The sequence below is a fragment of the Mycoplasma sp. P36-A1 genome (assembly GCF_049478495.1).
In the GTDB taxonomy this organism is placed as follows: Bacteria; Bacillota_I; Bacilli_A; order JAJDGJ01; family JAJDGJ01; genus P36-A1.
Genome location: NZ_CP168083.1, coordinates 1,848,267 through 1,866,699 on the forward strand (window position 1 = coordinate 1,848,267; position 18,433 = coordinate 1,866,699).

At 36.9% G+C, this 18,433-nt stretch carries 15 protein-coding genes and 5 rRNA genes; all 20 read right to left on the reverse strand.

The features are described from left to right. Window positions 1–16: 16 nt before the first annotated feature. Window positions 17–253, reverse strand: coding sequence for an ATP synthase F0 subunit C (atpE, locus tag ACD762_RS08955; protein WP_423363663.1), 237 nt, complete (start codon window positions 251–253; stop codon window positions 17–19). Between the two features lie 18 nt (window positions 254–271). Further along, complete coding sequence (atpE, locus tag ACD762_RS08960) at window positions 272–508, reverse strand: ATP synthase F0 subunit C (protein ID WP_423363663.1); 237 nt, start codon at window positions 506–508, stop codon at window positions 272–274. An 18-nt stretch (window positions 509–526) separates the two neighbouring features. Further along, window positions 527–763, reverse strand: coding sequence for an ATP synthase F0 subunit C (gene atpE, locus ACD762_RS08965; protein WP_423363663.1), 237 nt, complete (start codon window positions 761–763; stop codon window positions 527–529). 2 nt (window positions 764–765) lie between these two features. Beyond that, complete coding sequence (locus ACD762_RS08970; protein ID WP_423363664.1) at window positions 766–1,521, reverse strand: F0F1 ATP synthase subunit A; 756 nt, start codon at window positions 1,519–1,521, stop codon at window positions 766–768. Continuing rightward, window positions 1,505–1,867 carry an ATP synthase subunit I gene (locus tag ACD762_RS08975; protein WP_423363665.1) on the reverse strand — a complete coding sequence of 121 codons (363 nt, stop codon included), beginning with the start codon at window positions 1,865–1,867 and terminating at the stop codon, window positions 1,505–1,507. Before ACD762_RS08975 ends, ACD762_RS08970 begins: the two co-directional genes overlap by 17 nt. Continuing rightward, on the reverse strand, window positions 1,857–2,084 hold the full coding sequence (locus tag ACD762_RS08980; RefSeq protein WP_423363666.1) for a hypothetical protein: 228 nt from the start codon (window positions 2,082–2,084) through the stop codon (window positions 1,857–1,859). The genes ACD762_RS08975 and ACD762_RS08980 overlap by 11 nt, the downstream gene beginning before the upstream one ends. Further along, the gene (upp, locus tag ACD762_RS08985) at window positions 2,071–2,697 is read right to left on the reverse strand and encodes a uracil phosphoribosyltransferase (protein WP_423363667.1); all 627 of its coding nucleotides are present in this window, start codon (window positions 2,695–2,697) and stop codon (window positions 2,071–2,073) included. Before upp ends, ACD762_RS08980 begins: the two co-directional genes overlap by 14 nt. Before the next feature lies 1 nt (window position 2,698). Beyond that, entirely contained in the window at window positions 2,699–3,139 is a 441-nt protein-coding gene (gene rpiB, locus ACD762_RS08990; protein ID WP_423363668.1) for a ribose 5-phosphate isomerase B, read from the reverse strand. Window positions 3,140–3,141: 2 nt separating this feature from the next. Then, window positions 3,142–3,744 carry an L-threonylcarbamoyladenylate synthase gene (locus tag ACD762_RS08995; RefSeq protein WP_423363669.1) on the reverse strand — a complete coding sequence of 201 codons (603 nt, stop codon included), beginning with the start codon at window positions 3,742–3,744 and terminating at the stop codon, window positions 3,142–3,144. Between the two features lie 333 nt (window positions 3,745–4,077). After that, the gene (locus ACD762_RS09000; protein ID WP_423363670.1) at window positions 4,078–4,275 is read right to left on the reverse strand and encodes a cold-shock protein; all 198 of its coding nucleotides are present in this window, start codon (window positions 4,273–4,275) and stop codon (window positions 4,078–4,080) included. 427 nt (window positions 4,276–4,702) lie between these two features. Next, entirely contained in the window at window positions 4,703–5,107 is a 405-nt protein-coding gene (gene tagD, locus ACD762_RS09005) for a glycerol-3-phosphate cytidylyltransferase (RefSeq protein WP_423363671.1), read from the reverse strand. Window positions 5,108–5,109: 2 nt separating this feature from the next. After that, entirely contained in the window at window positions 5,110–5,589 is a 480-nt protein-coding gene (locus tag ACD762_RS09010; RefSeq protein WP_423363672.1) for a sortase, read from the reverse strand. Between the two features lie 54 nt (window positions 5,590–5,643). Continuing rightward, window positions 5,644–6,411, reverse strand: a complete 768-nt coding sequence (locus ACD762_RS09015; protein ID WP_423363673.1) for a ParB/RepB/Spo0J family partition protein — start codon at window positions 6,409–6,411, stop codon at window positions 5,644–5,646. Next, window positions 6,338–7,129, reverse strand: a complete 792-nt coding sequence (gene rsmG / locus ACD762_RS09020) for a 16S rRNA (guanine(527)-N(7))-methyltransferase RsmG (protein ID WP_423363674.1) — start codon at window positions 7,127–7,129, stop codon at window positions 6,338–6,340. Before rsmG ends, ACD762_RS09015 begins: the two co-directional genes overlap by 74 nt. Further along, on the reverse strand, window positions 7,122–8,990 hold the full coding sequence (gene mnmG, locus ACD762_RS09025) for a tRNA uridine-5-carboxymethylaminomethyl(34) synthesis enzyme MnmG (RefSeq protein ID WP_423363675.1): 1,869 nt from the start codon (window positions 8,988–8,990) through the stop codon (window positions 7,122–7,124). Before mnmG ends, rsmG begins: the two co-directional genes overlap by 8 nt. 122 nt (window positions 8,991–9,112) lie before the next feature. Next, window positions 9,113–9,221, reverse strand: a 5S ribosomal RNA gene (gene rrf, locus ACD762_RS09030). A 38-nt stretch (window positions 9,222–9,259) separates the two neighbouring features. Next, a 23S ribosomal RNA gene (locus ACD762_RS09035) occupies window positions 9,260–12,133 on the reverse strand. Between the two features lie 259 nt (window positions 12,134–12,392). Beyond that, window positions 12,393–13,950, reverse strand: a 16S ribosomal RNA gene (locus ACD762_RS09040). A gap of 1,367 nt (window positions 13,951–15,317) precedes the next feature. Continuing rightward, window positions 15,318–15,426 (reverse strand): 5S ribosomal RNA (gene rrf / locus ACD762_RS09045). 38 nt (window positions 15,427–15,464) lie between these two features. Continuing rightward, window positions 15,465–18,338, reverse strand: a 23S ribosomal RNA gene (locus ACD762_RS09050). The 16S, 23S and 5S rRNA genes sit together here, the layout of an rRNA operon. Between the last annotated feature and the right edge of the window lie 95 nt (window positions 18,339–18,433).

The following is an 18,433-nucleotide window of genomic DNA, read 5'->3' on the forward strand; positions in this document are numbered from 1 at the left end:
TATTTTTATCCTTTCATTAAGACATTTTTGTAAAGATTAAAATTAATGCAATCAATAGTCCATAAAGTGCTGATGATTCAGCTACTGCTTGACCAATGATCATCATTGTTCTTATTTTTCCTTCTGCTTCTGGGTTACGTCCTACTGCTTGTGCAGCTCCTGATGCTGATACCCCTTGTCCTGCTCCAGTTCCACAACCTGTAAGTACAGCTAGTCCTGCACCTATTGCGATTAATCCATTATTTATATCCATAGTATTTTTATCCTTTCATTAAGACATTTTTGTAAAGATTAAAATTAATGCAATCAATAGTCCATAAAGTGCTGATGATTCAGCTACTGCTTGACCAATGATCATCATTGTTCTTATTTTTCCTTCTGCTTCTGGGTTACGTCCTACTGCTTGTGCAGCTCCTGATGCTGATACCCCTTGTCCTGCTCCAGTTCCACAACCTGTAAGTACAGCTAGTCCTGCACCTATTGCGATTAATCCATTATTTATATCCATAGTATTTTTATCCTTTCATTAAGACATTTTTGTAAAGATTAGAATTAATGCAATCAATAGTCCATAAAGTGCTGATGATTCAGCTACTGCTTGACCAATGATCATCATTGTTCTTATTTTTCCTTCTGCTTCTGGGTTACGTCCTACTGCTTGTGCAGCTCCTGATGCTGATACCCCTTGTCCTGCTCCAGTTCCACAACCTGTAAGTACAGCTAGTCCTGCACCTATTGCGATTAATCCGTTATTTATGTCCATATTTATTTACCCCCACTCTTTTGATTCATTGCATCAAAATCTAATTCTAAGCTAGTAAATACAAGTGTTAGCAATGTAAATACAAATGCTTGAATTGCTCCGGCAAATACATCAAAATAGAAATGTAATGGTGGAGAAACTACACCACCTATTATATTCAACAACGGTAATCCATCGGCATCAAGTGGTCCAAATACAAATATTTGATTTTGTAACCACGCTGTTGCGGTCATAAACACCATCATAATTAATGTTCCCGATAATAAGTTACCAAAAATACGCATTGACATACTTAATGGTTTGGCAACTATGTCCATTAAGTTTAGAGGTAGCATAACAGGTACTGGTTCAAAGTAACCTTTAACCATGCTTTTTGCTCCATTAAACTTAAACTCATAAACGTATTTAAATGCAAACGTTATTAGCACTAATGCAAGTGGTATATTATAGTCTGTTGTCGGTGCATCTAATGGTAACAATAATGGTAGCCAGTTACATGTTAACAACAATAATATTAGCATTGTACAATAAGGTTTAAGTATACCTGCGCGTCCTTTGAACATTTGATCAACTAAACCACTCATCATATCATAATATATTTCTATGATTGTCATAAACTTGCCATTTTTTTTGAATGGATCTTGTTTATTAATGTAGTTTCCAGCAATTACAAACACTATACATAAGAATATTACTACTCCAATATAGGTAATTGTTTGTTGAGACTGTAGTTCTAAGAAGCTATTTACTATATTCATCCTTTATACCTCCTTTAATTCCATATATTAATATCGCTATTCTGATATTCATACAACCTAAGAAAGTGCATATTAATCCTTCAACATTCATCCATTTAATTGAAAGAATCATTACAAATGCATATAACACTATTCTTAACAGGTAATTACTCAGATTTCTAGTTATCCCTGATTTGCTTCCACTAATATCAAAAAACTTATCATTTAATGTTAAATTAATATTGCTTACTAAAACCCCTAGAATATAACAAATTGCATATTCATATTTTTTTGTAGCAATCATTATTCCAACTATGAATAACAATGCGATTATTAAACCAATTTTTCTAAATTCTTTAATTATCACGACTAATCACCACCAACCTAATTAAACCTAAAATTACAAACAATATTCCTAATAAGACTGTTACTATTACAGCTATTCCATTATTGTTAAAAAATTTGTCATCTAAATACATCCCAATCAAAACAGAAGCAGCCATATATCCACCTAGTGAACTTAAAGTTGAAACAATTTGACGGTTAGTTTGTGAGTTGTGATTACCTTTATTACTTCGTTCCAAACAAACGATCCCCTGCATCACCTAGACCAGGAATTATATAATTATTTTCATTTAATTTTTCATCTAATGAAGCTAAGACTATTTCTACATCTGGGTGTTTTTCATGAACTGCATTAATACCTTCCATAACACCAACTAAACAAACTAGTTTAATTTTTTTAGCACCTGCTGCTTTAATTATATCTAAGACTGATGTAGCACTAACACCTGTTGCTAGCATTGGATCTAAAACCATTACATATGCATCTTCTATACCAACTGGTAATTTTTTAAAGTATTCTACAGCTTCAAATGTTTCTTCATCACGATATACTCCTACATGACCTATTTTAGCAGTTGGAACTAAACTTCTAATTCCATCAACCATTCCTAAACCTGCTCTTAAAATTGGCACTAATATTATATCTTCTGCTAATGTAACACCTGTTGTTGAAACTATAGGTGTATCTATTTCAATTTCTTTTGTTTTAACATCTCTTGTAATCTCATAAGCCATTAATCCTGCAATCTCATCTAGATTTTGTCTAAAATCTTTTGTAGATGTATCTTTTTTACGCATGATTGTCAACTTATGCTTTATAAGTGGATGATCAAGAACTTTGTATTTTTTCATATTATTTTTCCTCCAAATTCATCATTTTATTAACGCGTCTTTCATGACGATCGCCTTCAAATGTTTCGTTTAACCAAGCATTGATGATTTCAATCATTAAACCTTGCCCAATTACACGTTGCCCAAATGCTATCATATTAGCATTGTTATGTCTTCTTGACATTTTTGCACTAAATGTATCATGACATAATGCAGCTCTAATTCCTTTTACTTTATTAGCCGCAATACTAATTCCAATACCTGTACCGCAAATTAAGATACCTGGGATACCCTCAAGTAATACTACATCTGCAGCTGCCTTTGCAATATCTGGATAGTCTACACTTTCACTGGTATGTGTGCCAACATCCATAACTTCATAACCATGTTCTAAAAGGTATTGCTTCAATACTTCTTTGTATTCAAAACCTCCATGATCGCTACCTATAACTAATTTTTTCATAACTAATCACTCACTCCCTTTAAATCATTTAGTGTTATTGTACCTTCTCTAAGAATTACAAATCCTTGATCGCTTACATTAACTACTGTACTTGGCATTTGATGACCTGAGTCACCTTTTACGATAGCTTCAATGTGCCCATTGAATTGTTTATACACTTCATCAAAATCCTCTAAAGCAGGTTGGCCTGAAATATTAGCACTTGTAACATACATTGGTATTTGTATATTTTCTAACATCGTTCTAATCTCATCATCATCAGGTACCCTAATTCCCACAGTCTCATCTAAACCAACTAAATTAACATTTGCTAATTTAGGTAAAACTATTGTAATTGGCCCTGGCATAAATTTTTCAATTACCTTTGCTGCAGTTTCATTGATTTGTGCATACTTTTTAATATCATTTACATTATGTAACATGAGAGTTAACTGTTTACTTTGAGGACGTTTTTTAGCGTCAAATAATTTGTTATACGCTAAAAAAGAGTCGCTTCTAATTCCAATTCCAAATACTGTCTCGGTTGGAAATGCAATGACTCCATCATTTTCTACTATTTCTTTTAAGTCTTTTGTTTTGTTTGATTTTAGTATTTTTGTTAACATATAAACATCCTTTTTGAACACAATTATCTCTATGATATTTATTGTTATTATACTACTAACCACCTAAAAATCAATACAATTATTGAGTTATTTTCGTTTTTGTATTTGTCAACACCTATAAGTGCAATCATAGTGTGTTATCAAATTTGCCTATATGTAAATAACGATTGACAAATATAATACATTTATACTATTATTAAACATTTTTATTATTGATTAGCGAATATTTATACCTTTTGTGACACAACTATAACTTTTGTTGATACTTTTTACTTTACGTAAAACTTTCTTAAAAATCATTGTGAATTTTAAAACAAAAAAAATAGGCGTAGCCTATTTTTTTCTGATATCATTTGCTTGTAAACCTTTGTCAGTTTCAACAATTTCAAATGTTACGTCTTCGTTTTCTTCTAAAGTTTTGTATCCGTCTTCTTTGATTTGGCTGAAGTGAGCAAATACTTTTTGTCCATTTTCAGCTTCAATGAATCCGTAACCTTTAGTAGCGTTAAACCATAAAACTTTCCCGTTCATAAATTTCAGTTCCTTTCGTTTATTTAGAAACGGTTCTTCCCAGCCATTATTATAAATCATACTATTACTTACAAATACTAGAATTAATCCTACTGTGCATGTGATAACTTCATTTCTACTGTTATTATAGCACAACCATTTTATTCTAACAACGTTTGAATTAACATTGTAACTTCGATTTTAAACATTTTAATAATCTTAACAATGAATAATTGAATGTTTATGTATTTTAAAGCGGTTCAAAAGTACTTTTATACTCAATATGTAAGCCTTTTCTTATATATTTTTTTATATGTTTATTATTTGTTGACATATGAACTTTTTTGTGTAACTTCAATTTTAACTAAATTTTAACTTTCACAGTTGTCATAATACGTTTTATATTACTATATATACAAAAAAAGCACTCAATTAAGTGCTAGTTTAGCTATTTTTTTAAACTTTTTTCTAAATCTCTTTTAATCTTTGTAGTAGATATTCCTTCTGTTCTTGGTAAATAGATAACTTCAGTATAATCTTTTAAGAAGTCAAATTCACCTTTCCAGTCATCACCTATTACAAACTTATCTGCTTCGTATTTAACAACGTCACTACTCTTTTGATCCCAATTTTCTTCTGGGATAACTAAATCTACATATCTAATTGAGTCTAACATCATTTTTCTTTCTTCATATGAGTGATAAGCTTTCTTACCTTTTTTTTCATTGAACTCATCTGTTGATAATGCAACTATTAAGTAGTCTCCTTCTTCCTTTGCACGTTTTAATAGACGTATATGACCCCAATGTAACAAGTCGTATGTACCATATGTTATAACTCTTGTAAATTTCATCTTTATTTCTCCTTTAAAACTCCTTGTACATAGTAATATAATTCTTTATCATAATTTTTTGTACAGGTTATTATTGTTATAGTATTTCTTTTTTCTAATGAAAGGCTTTTATTTCTTTCAATTATTCCTGTTTCTAATACTTCAAATGCTATTTGTTTATTATTAATTTTCAAATATAAGCTATCTGATTTTACTAGTTCAGGTATTCTATTAAAAACCAAGTTATATGTATCTGTATAATGACCATATATTGTATAACCTTTTTCTGAATATTCATATAATGATACTAGATTATTGTTATCTATTATATTTTGTGATTTTGAATATTCTGTGTTATAAACTGGTTTTTCTAATGATATTTTAGGTATTGATAATATATTATTATTAGATTCTAAATTTACTATCTTTTTTATTTCTTTTTCATCTTCTTTTGTTTGTAGTTCTAATAATACTTTTGCTTTATTTCCATCTACTATTATCAATATACTACATAATATTAAAAGTATTGTTGTTAATACTTTTTGAATGAGCACCACCTACTTTTTCAATAATATTTCTATTTTCATTCCTTCTTCTGTTTCATAATTATCAAAAGTAACGTTAACTCCTGTTTTTTTTATCATATTAATTGATTGTTTTATGGTATTTACTTCTAATCTATAATCATTTTTTACTACAATTCTTTTTTTAAGTGGTTTCTTTATTTTAGCAATCTTTTTATCTATTAATGCTTCTGTTTGTGCTACATTAAGCTTTTTTTCAATAATTGTGTTTACTATTTCTTCCTGATCAGCTATTGAGCTAAATTTTAATAGTGCTCTTCCGTGTCTTTCATTTATATCTTTGTTTACAATATGCTCTTTAACTTTTTCACTTAGACCTAATAATCTAAGTTTATTAGCAATTGTTGACTGTGATTTTCCTAATGAATTAGCTAATTGTGATTGTGTATAGTCATGTTCTTTTATTAATTTTTCAAATGCAATTGCTTCTTCAACCGAGCTTAAATTTTCTCTTTGAATGTTTTCTATTATAGCAATCTTAGCAGATTCTTTATCATTATAGTTTGTAACAATTGCTTGTATTTTAGGTTGTTTTAGATGCATTGTAGCTCTTAATCTTCGTTCTCCAGCAACTAATTCATAACCATCTCTTGTTTGTCTTACAACTATAGGTTGTATTAATCCGTTCTCATTTATTGAGTCTGCTAGTTCTATTATATGTTGTTCACTAAAATTTAGTCTTGGTTGATGTGGATTCAACATTATTGAATCAACTGTAATCTCTTTGATATCTTTCTCCACTACTTTTCCCCCCTCATAGCGGCTTTTTCTTTATTTGCCCAAAACTTCTTGGGTATTTTATTGGTGTTTTATTTACCTTCTTATATAATAACAAATATCTTGTACTATGTTCACTAGATAGTTCATATTTTTTTATGTTTAGTTCTTTTCCACCAAGTATATCTATTCCTTTTTTGGCTTCTTCTGCCTCTTCTAATCCTTGTTTACCCTTTAATGCTAAAAAATATCCATTCTTTTTAACTAATGGCAAGCATAGTTCATCTAATATATTTAATCTTGCAACGGCTCTACCAGTTGCAATGTCATATTTTTCTCTATTATTAAGTGCAAATTCTTCTGCTCTTCCTGAAATAGCTGTAACATTTTCAATTTGAAGTCTGTTAATTAATTCTTTTAAGAAAATAATCCTTTTATTTAAACTATCTACTATTGTAATTTTAAGATTAGGGAAAATAATTTTAAGAGGAATACTTGGAAATCCGGCACCTGCTCCTATGTCTACAATACTCTGATCTGAAAAATCTATCATAGTTGAAGCTAACAAGCAATCATAAAAATGTTTTTCATAAACTTCATCTTCCTTAGTTATTGCAGTTAAATTCATTTTCTCATTCCATTCAACTAATGTCTTATAATAAATATCAAACTTATTTAATTGTTCTTCGCTAATATTAATATTAATTTCTAATAAAGCCTTAGTAAATTGTTGTTTAGTCATTTAAACCTCCTGTTTTGATATACAGAAGTAAATTTTGTATATCACTTGGATTAATACCTGAAATTCGTGATGCTTGACCTATAGATTGAGGTCTAATATTAGATAGTTTTTGTCTAGCCTCTAGTGCTAAATTAGAAACCATTTCATAATTTATTTTAGAAGGTATTATTTTATCTTCTAGTTCACGATATTTTTTTGCTTGATTAACAGCTTTTTTAATGTAACCTTCATACTTAACATCTACTTCTACTGCTTTGATTGCTTTATCATCAAATACAATGCTTTGATTAATGTTTTCTAGTAAGAATTTCACTGTTATTTCTGGTCTTTTTAACAATTCAAGAGCGCTTACGCCTTCGTATAGTGGACTTGAATCAATCTCTTTAAACCTTTTGTTTATTTCACTCTTTGGTGTAAATCTGCTTGTATTAAGTAAATTTTTTAACTGTTGTGTTTGTTCATCTATATTCAATAATGCATTATATCTTTCTTGTGATACTAATCCAGCTTCATATCCTTTAATAGTTAAACGTTGTGAAGCATTATCTGTTCTTAATAATAAACGATATTCAGCTCTACTTGTTAATAATCTGTATGGTTCAGCAGTACCTTTAGTTACAAGATCATCAATCATAACACCTATATAGGCTTCATCTCTTTTCAAGATAAGGGGCTCTTTTTGCATTAATGATAATCCTGCATTAATACCAGCCATAATTCCTTGTCCTGCTGCTTCTTCATATCCACTTGTACCATTGATTTGACCAGCAAAATATAATCCATTTACTAATTTAGACTCTAAACTTGCATAGAGTTGGGTAGAATCTATAGCATCATATTCTATAGCATAACCATATTTTAATATTTTAGCGTTCTCAAGACCTGCAATACTGTGAATCATTTTTTCTTGAACATCTCTAGGCATAGAAGTAGAAAATCCCTGTACATAGATTGAGTTCATCTCTCTTGATTCTGGTTCTAAAAATAATTGATGTCGATCTTTATCACTAAATCTAACTAACTTATCTTCAATAGATGGACAATATCTTGGTCCAATTCCTGTGACTACTCCTGAATACATACTTGATCTACTTAAATTATCATTGATAATTTTATGAGTTTCTAAATTTGTATAAGTAAGATAACAAGGTACCTGTAAGTCGTATGGAACATATTCTTTTGTCATGTCTGAAAAAGCGAGTTTTTCATTTGTACCGTACTCTACACTTGTTTTTGAAAAATCTACAGTATCAAGAGCGACTCTTGCAGGTGTTCCTGTTTTAAGTCGTTGTAATTTAAAACCTAATTCTTTTAAACGAGCAGATAGTCCAATTACACTATCATATTCATCTGGTCCTTTACTAGTAACTTCATCACTTATAAGTTGACAACTCTCTAAATATGTACCAGATGTTATAATAACTTTTTCCGCATGAATTTCTTTTCCATTTTTAGTTATTACCCCGGTAATATTCTTTTTATTATCCACTATTAAACTTATAACACTATCTTCTAGAACTTCTAAATTACTTTGGTTCAATACAACATCTTTCATAAATGCTGGATATTTAATTTTATCAACCTGTGCTCTAAGTGATTGAACAGCAGGACCTTTTGTAGTATTCAGCATTTTAAGCTGTATATATGTAGCATCTGTGGTAATACCCATTTGACCACCAAGTGCATCTATTTCTCTAACTACTATTCCTTTTGCGGGACCACCTATGCTAGGATTACATGGTAGGTGACCAATTGACTTTATATGAGTAGTAATTAATAGTGTATTATGATTCATTCTTGAAGTAGCTAAACATGCCTCAATTCCAGCATGACCAGCTCCTATAACTATTATATCGTACATTAAAAAATTCACATCCTTTTATTTAATTATACATTATATTTTATATTAAAACATAAAATAATTGTGAAGATACAAAATATATTTTTATACACAAAAAAAGACAACCTAATGGCTGTCTGTTTGCCTGGCGATGTCCTATTCTCGCACTTTCGTACTACATTCGGCGCTAAGATGCTTAACTTCTGTGTTCGGTATGGGTACAGGTGTGTCCATCTTGCCATCAACACCAGACTTTGTAAAGTCTTTGCTGAATAATATTAGTCTTTTTCAAGGTTAAGTCCTCGACCTATTAGTAACACTCAGCTTAATACATCGCTGTACTTACACATGTGTCCTATCTACCTTGTAGTCTTCAAGGGGTCTTACTTATTGGGATATCTCATCTTGAAGTAGGCTTCCCGCTTAGATGCCTTCAGCGGTTATCCTTTCCCTACTTAGCTTTCCAGCCATGCCACTGGCGTGACAACTGGTGCACCAGAGGTAGGTCCATCCCGGTCCTCTCGTACTAAGGACAGCCCTTCTCAAATATCCTACGCCCACGACAGATAGGGACCGAACTGTCTCACGACGTTCTGAACCCAGCTCGCGTACCGCTTTAATGGGCGAACAGCCCAACCCTTGGGACCGAATTCAGCCCCAGGATGCGATGAGCCGACATCGAGGTGCCAAACCTTGCCGTCGATGTGAACTCTTGGGCAAGATCAGCCTGTTATCCCCAGGGTAGCTTTTATCCGTTGAGCGACGGCCATTCCATTCTGCACCGCCGGATCACTATGCCCGACTTTCGTCCCTGCTCGAGTTGTTGCTCTCGCAGTCAAGCACCCTTTTGCCATTGCACTCTTTGCATGATTTCCATCCATGCTGAGGGTACCTTTGGGCGCCTCCGTTACCTTTTAGGAGGCGACCGCCCCAGTCAAACTGCCCACCAGACACTGTCCTATACCCCGTTTAGGGGTTCTAGTTAGAGATTCAATATATCAAGGGTGGTATCCCAACATCGCATCAATACACACTTGCGCATGTATCTCTTTTGCTCCCACCTATCCTGTACATAATATACTAAATCCCAATATCAAGCTACAGTAAAGCTCCATGGGGTCTTTCCGTCTTGTCGCGGGTAACCTGCATCTTCACAGGTACTAAGATTTCACCAAGTCTATTGTTGAGACAGTGCCCAAATCGTTACGCCTTTCGTGCGGGTCGGAACTTACCCGACAAGGAATTTCGCTACCTTAGGACCGTTATAGTTACGGCCGCCGTTTACTGGGGCTTCGGTTCTGTGCTTTGCATTGCTGCTAACACTTCCCCTTAACCTTCCAGCACCGGGCAGGCGTCACCCCCTATACTTCGTCTTACGACTTTGCAGAGAGCTGTGTTTTTGGTAAACAGTCGCTTGGGCCTATTCACTGCGGCTTATATTTCTATAAGCACTCCTTCTCCCTAAGTTACGGAGTCATTTTGCCGAGTTCCTTAACAATAGTTCTCTTGCTCACCTCGGAATTCTCTTCCTGACCACGTGTGTTCGTTCTCGGTACGGGCATTGTTACAATTAGCCATAGAAGCTTTTCTTGAAAGCTGGCATCGGGTGTTCTTGATTGCTCAATCTTGTCTAGTCTTTAGATTATGTACTACGGATTTGCCTATAGTACTCCTTCTACTAGCCTACTAACATCCATCTCGCTAGCTCACCCTAGCCTTCTTTGTCACTCCTTCTGTTGTAACAACGGTGCAGGAATCTCTACCTGCTGTCCATCGACTACGCTTTTCAGCCTCGCCTTAGGTCCCGACTTACCCTGGGCGGACGAGCCTTCCCCAGGAATCCTTAGTCAATCGGTGTAAGGGATTCTCACCCTTATTCGCTACTCACACCGGCATTCTCACTTCTAATCAATCCACTCACTCCTCACGGTATGGCTTCTTCTCAATTAGAACGCTCTCCTACCACATTTCTGTCCTCAGCTTCGGTGTTATGCTTAGCCCCGGTAAATTTTCGGCGCAAAGTCACTCGACTAGTGAGCTGTTACGCACTCTTTGAAGGATGGCTGCTTCTAAGCCAACCTCCTAGCTGTCTGTGCAACTTTACATCCTTTTCCACTTAGCATATACTTTGGGACCTTAGCTGGAGATCTGGGCTGTTTCCCTTTCGACTACGGACCTTATCACCCATAGTCTGACTCCTGATCATATCTTTCTGGCATTCGGAGTTTGATTATACTCAGTACCCCATGCTGGGGCCATCATACATTCAGTGCTCTACCTCCAGAAGACTCTTATCAAGGCTAGCCCTAAAGCTATTTCGGAGAGAACCAGCTATCTCCAGGTTCGATTGGAATTTCACCCCTAACCACAGCTCATCCTCGCACTTTTCAACGTGCGTAGGTTCGGTCCTCCATTTAGTGTTACCTAAACTTCAACCTGGCCATGGCTAGATCACCTGGTTTCGGGTCTATGACTACATACTTTGCGCCCTATTAAGACTCGCTTTCGCTTCGGCTCCATATCTTCTATTTAACCTCGCATGCAATCATAACTCGCCGGTTCATTCTACAAAAGGCACGCTATCACCCTTTAACGGGCTCTAACTTTTTGTAAGCATATGGTTTCAGGTTCTCTTTCACTGCCCCTTCCGGGGTTCTTTTCACCTTTCCCTCACGGTACTGGTTCACTATCGATCACTTGGTAGTATTTAGCCTTGCCAGATGGTCCTGGCGGATTCCAACAGGATTTCTCGTGTCCCGTTGTACTCAGGATTCCACTTTGTGTTGAAGTAATTTCGCCTACGAGGCTTTCACTCTCTTTGACTTACCTTCCCAGGTAATTCGGCTATCACTCGCTCACTCTATTGTGGTCCTACAACCCCGCATCGCTGCGGTTTGGGCTTCTCCCCGTTCGCTCGCCGCTACTAGGGGAATCACTTTTGTTTTCTTTTCCTCTAGGTACTAAGATGTTTCAGTTCCCTAGGTCTGCCTTGTCATGCACTATGTATTTATGCATGCATTTAGTTATCTCTAACTATGGGTTCTCCCATTCGGATACCCCTGACTACGAGTGTTATCCTCTTATCAGGGCTTTTCGCAGATTACCGCGTCCTTCTTCGGCTCCAAGTGTCTAGGCATTCACCATACGCTCTTTCTTCCTTAACCTTACTTTTTTTTCAAGTTTATTCTTGCGTTTTTTTGAAAGTTTCGCTCTTTCTTTTGCTTGTTTTTTGTAAAATCTTTAGTATTACCCACTCCAATAAACAGAAATTCCTTCCATTTATTTTTGTTTGTCTTACTTATCTATCTTGTTTGTTTTCTAATATTATTCAGTTGTCAAAGATCTTTACTACTTAAGAAGTCTTTTCGACCTCTCAAAACTAAACAGTACTGCCTTTTTCAATCCAGCCTTCTTTCTCCTTAGAAAGGAGGTGATCCATCCCCACCTTCCGGTAGGGATACCTTGTTACGACTTCACCCCAATCATCAATCCCACCTTAGGCGACTCCTTCATTGCTGTTAGGTCATCGACTTTGGGTGTTATCAACTCTCGTGGTGTGACGGGCGGTGTGTACAAGGCCCGGGAACGTATTCACCGCGGCATTCTGATCCGCGATTACTAGCGATTCCAGCTTCATGTAGTCGAGTTGCAGACTACAATCCGAACTGAGATCAGCTTTTTGAGATTTGCTTGCCCTTGCGAGTTTGCTTCTCTTTGTACTGACCATTGTAGCACGTGTGTAGCCCAGATCGTAAGGGGCATGATGATTTGACGTCATCCCCACCTTCCTCTAGCTTGTCACTAGCTGTCTTGTTAGAGTCCCCACCTTATATGCTGGCAACTAACAATAGGGGTTGCGCTCGTTGCGGGACTTAACCCAACATCTCACGACACGAGCTGACGACAACCATGCACCACCTGTCTTAGTGTTAACCTCCACTATGCTTCCATAGCTTCGCACTAGATGTCAAGATCTGGTAAGGTTCTTCGCGTTGCTTCGAATTAAACCACATGCTCCACCGCTTGTGCGGGCCCCCGTCAATTCCTTTGAGTTTCACTCTTGCGAGCATACTCCCCAGGCGGAGTACTTAATGCGTTTGCTTCAGCACTGGGTTGCCCCAACACTTAGTACTCATCGTTTACGGCGTGGACTACTAGGGTATCTAATCCTATTTGCTCCCCACGCTTTCGTGCCTCAGTGTCAGTTACAGACCAGAAAGCCGCCTTCGCCACTGGTGTTCCTCCATATATCTACGCATTCCACCGCTACACATGGAATTCCGCTTTCCTCTTCTGTACTCTAGTTATGCAGTTATCATGGCATTATGGAGTTGAGCCCCATTCTTTAACCACAATCTTTCATAACCACCTGCGCACCCTTTACGCCCAATAATTCCGGATAACGCTCGCCACCTACGTATTACCGCGGCTGCTGGCACGTAGTTAGCCGTGGCTTTCTGATAAGGTAATGTCAAGTGCAAAGCATTTCCTCTTTGCAGTTTTCCTCCCTTATAACAGAGATTTACAACCCGAAGGCCTTCTTCTCTCACGCGGCATTGCTCCATCAGGGTTGCCCCCATTGTGGAAAATTCCCTACTGCTGCCTCCCGTAGGAGTCTGGGCCGTGTCTCAGTCCCAGTGTGGCCGTTCACCCTCTCAGGTCGGCTATGCATCGTCGCCTTGGTGAGCTTTTATCTCACCAACTAGCTAATGCACCGCAGGTCCATCCTTTAGTGAAGCTTGAAAGCTTCTTTTAATCTTCCACCATGCGATGGTTGATATTATCTGGTATTAGCAGTCGTTTCCAACTGTTGTCCCAATCTAAAGGGTAGGTTACCTACGTGTTACTCACCCGTTCGCCACTAAGAAAATGATCCAAGTTTAAAATGCAAGCACTTTATTCTTGGTTTTCTTCGTTCGACTTGCATGTATTAGGCATGCCGCCAGCGTTCATCCTGAGCCAGGATCAAACTCTTCATATTAATTTATTGACAGGATAATTGTGTTATCCATTTGTTTTGATTTCCTGACTGAATTGAATTGACAGTTCTGTTTAGTTTTCAAAGATCGTTGCGTTTTATTACTTTCGTTTTTCAACGCCCATATATAATAACAATTTAAACACTATAGGTCAACGCTTTTTTGCTTTTTTTTTGCTTTTTTTACTTATTTTCTTTTCTTTTATAATTCTATAGTTTTCTTTAATGTATTTTGCCTTTTTTTTATCATTTTTCTGCTTGTTTTTTCTTGCTTTTCTTCTTTTTTCTTTTCTAGTTAACCATTTCTAATTCTTTTCATTTCTTTTTTATTTTTTTCAATTGATAATATTTTTTCATTTGCACTATTTGTTAATAATTTCACAAACTTTTATGCTTTTACTTTTATCCACAGTTGTTTTTAGACTTTATTTATTTCTTCTTTATTTTATGTTTTACCTTCTTTTTTTAGTGTTTTGGGGATAAGTTTAGTTGATTATTCTATTTTTAATAGTTTTAAGCTAATTTTATCAACACTTATAAATACTAGCATTAGAATATAATCTTATAATAATTTAATTTTTTGTCCTTATTCTAGTATTTTTAATCTTTTTTTGACTATTTAGCTAGCTATATTAAAAGTTATCTACAATAATACTAAACGAATACTTCTTAGTAAACTTTCTTAACAAGTAATTTATTAACTGCTTTTAGTTTTAGATACTAATCTAAAATTAAGATAGTTGCCACAATTATAGCTATTAGTACTATAGATGATACTTTATATCATTGTTTATCTATTTAAGCTTATACTTGCTTATTTAAGCTTGTATCAAGTTATTTTGCTCTTTATTTTACTATAAGAAGCTCTATCTTAATTAATAACTAGCTGTTTTTTTAAAAGACCACTAAATAAAGGCTGCTTTTACTCATAATCATTACTATCCAGTTTTATTAATTATGTTTTAATTCTATAATTTATTGAATGGAAATAATAGCTTCAAGTAATAATAATACAGTAGTTGTTAAATAGTTAGTGTAAAAAATATCTTTATAATACTTTTTACATCACTACTAGATTCAATACTTTTTATTTAGCTTAACTACTTAAGTAGTTATCAAATTAATACCAATATAACTTTATCATTTATTAATAATATAAGCAGCTCTTTTTTAATTAATATTATAAATCAACTCTTTTAAGAAACACTTCTATTTTTAACATCTTAGATCTAGGCAATAATATAATTAATTAAAAAAACAGCCCAAAAAGCTGTTTTATCTTGTATTAAATCATGTATCAAATTGTATAATTACATCCCTTTTGATCAAAGAGACATAAAAAAAAGCCCTTTTAAGGGGGCTCTTACTTTGCCTGGCGATGTCCTATTCTCGCACTTTCGTACTACATTCGGCGCTAAGATGCTTAACTTCTGTGTTCGGTATGGGTACAGGTGTGTCCATCTTGCCATCAACACCAGACTTTGTAAAGTCTTTGCTGAATAATATTAGTCTTTTTCAAGGTTAAGTCCTCGACCTATTAGTAACACTCAGCTTAATACATCGCTGTACTTACACATGTGTCCTATCTACCTTGTAGTCTTCAAGGGGTCTTACTTATTGGGATATCTCATCTTGAAGTAGGCTTCCCGCTTAGATGCCTTCAGCGGTTATCCTTTCCCTACTTAGCTTTCCAGCCATGCCACTGGCGTGACAACTGGTGCACCAGAGGTAGGTCCATCCCGGTCCTCTCGTACTAAGGACAGCCCTTCTCAAATATCCTACGCCCACGACAGATAGGGACCGAACTGTCTCACGACGTTCTGAACCCAGCTCGCGTACCGCTTTAATGGGCGAACAGCCCAACCCTTGGGACCGAATTCAGCCCCAGGATGCGATGAGCCGACATCGAGGTGCCAAACCTTGCCGTCGATGTGAACTCTTGGGCAAGATCAGCCTGTTATCCCCAGGGTAGCTTTTATCCGTTGAGCGACGGCCATTCCATTCTGCACCGCCGGATCACTATGCCCGACTTTCGTCCCTGCTCGAGTTGTTGCTCTCGCAGTCAAGCACCCTTTTGCCATTGCACTCTTTGCATGATTTCCATCCATGCTGAGGGTACCTTTGGGCGCCTCCGTTACCTTTTAGGAGGCGACCGCCCCAGTCAAACTGCCCACCAGACACTGTCCTATACCCCGTTTAGGGGTTCTAGTTAGAGATTCAATATATCAAGGGTGGTATCCCAACATCGCATCAATACACACTTGCGCATGTATCTCTTTTGCTCCCACCTATCCTGTACATAATATACTAAATCCCAATATCAAGCTACAGTAAAGCTCCATGGGGTCTTTCCGTCTTGTCGCGGGTAACCTGCATCTTCACAGGTACTAAGATTTCACCAAGTCTATTGTTGAGACAGTGCCCAAATCGTTACGCCTTTCGTGCGGGTCGGAACTTACCCGACAAGGAATTTCGCTACCTTAGGACCGTTATAGTTACGGCCGCCGTTTACTGGGGCTTCGGTTCTGTGCTTTGCATTGCTGCTAACACTTCCCCTTAACCTTCCAGCACCGGGCAGGCGTCACCCCCTATACTTCGTCTTACGACTTTGCAGAGAGCTGTGTTTTTGGTAAACAGTCGCTTGGGCCTATTCACTGCGGCTTATATTTCTATAAGCACTCCTTCTCCCTAAGTTACGGAGTCATTTTGCCGAGTTCCTTAACAATAGTTCTCTTGCTCACCTCGGAATTCTCTTCCTGACCACGTGTGTTCGTTCTCGGTACGGGCATTGTTACAATTAGCCATAGAAGCTTTTCTTGAAAGCTGGCATCGGGTGTTCTTGATTGCTCAATCTTGTCTAGTCTTTAGATTATGTACTACGGATTTGCCTATAGTACTCCTTCTACTAGCCTACTAACATCCATCTCGCTAGCTCACCCTAGCCTTCTTTGTCACTCCTTCTGTTGTAACAACGGTGCAGGAATCTCTACCTGCTGTCCATCGACTACGCTTTTCAGCCTCGCCTTAGGTCCCGACTTACCCTGGGCGGACGAGCCTTCCCCAGGAATCCTTAGTCAATCGGTGTAAGGGATTCTCACCCTTATTCGCTACTCACACCGGCATTCTCACTTCTAATCAATCCACTCACTCCTCACGGTATGGCTTCTTCTCAATTAGAACGCTCTCCTACCACATTTCTGTCCTCAGCTTCGGTGTTATGCTTAGCCCCGGTAAATTTTCGGCGCAAAGTCACTCGACTAGTGAGCTGTTACGCACTCTTTGAAGGATGGCTGCTTCTAAGCCAACCTCCTAGCTGTCTGTGCAACTTTACATCCTTTTCCACTTAGCATATACTTTGGGACCTTAGCTGGAGATCTGGGCTGTTTCCCTTTCGACTACGGACCTTATCACCCATAGTCTGACTCCTGATCATATCTTTCTGGCATTCGGAGTTTGATTATACTCAGTACCCCATGCTGGGGCCATCATACATTCAGTGCTCTACCTCCAGAAGACTCTTATCAAGGCTAGCCCTAAAGCTATTTCGGAGAGAACCAGCTATCTCCAGGTTCGATTGGAATTTCACCCCTAACCACAGCTCATCCTCGCACTTTTCAACGTGCGTAGGTTCGGTCCTCCATTTAGTGTTACCTAAACTTCAACCTGGCCATGGCTAGATCACCTGGTTTCGGGTCTATGACTACATACTTTGCGCCCTATTAAGACTCGCTTTCGCTTCGGCTCCATATCTTCTATTTAACCTCGCATGCAATCATAACTCGCCGGTTCATTCTACAAAAGGCACGCTATCACCCTTTAACGGGCTCTAACTTTTTGTAAGCATATGGTTTCAGGTTCTCTTTCACTGCCCCTTCCGGGGTTCTTTTCACCTTTCCCTCACGGTACTGGTTCACTATCGATCACTTGGTAGTATTTAGCCTTGCCAGATGGTCCTGGCGGATTCCAACAGGATTTCTCGTGTCCCGTTGTACTCAGGATTCCACTTTGTGTTGAAGTAATTTCGCCTACGAGGCTTTCACTCTCTTTGACTTACCTTCCCAGGTAATTCGGCTATCACTCGCTCACTCTATTGTGGTCCTACAACCCCGCATCGCTGCGGTTTGGGCTTCTCCCCGTTCGCTCGCCGCTACTAGGGGAATCACTTTTGTTTTCTTTTCCTCTAGGTACTAAGATGTTTCAGTTCCCTAGGTCTGCCTTGTCATGCACTATGTATTTATGCATGCATTTAGTTATCTCTAACTATGGGTTCTCCCATTCGGATACCCCTGACTACGAGTGTTATCCTCTTATCAGGGCTTTTCGCAGATTACCGCGTCCTTCTTCGGCTCCAAGTGTCTAGGCATTCACCATACGCTCTTTCTTCCTTAACCTTACTTTTTTTTCAAGTTTATTCTTGCGTTTTTTTGAAAGTTTCGCTCTTTCTTTTGCTTGTTTTTTGTAAAATCTTTAGTATTACCCACTCCAA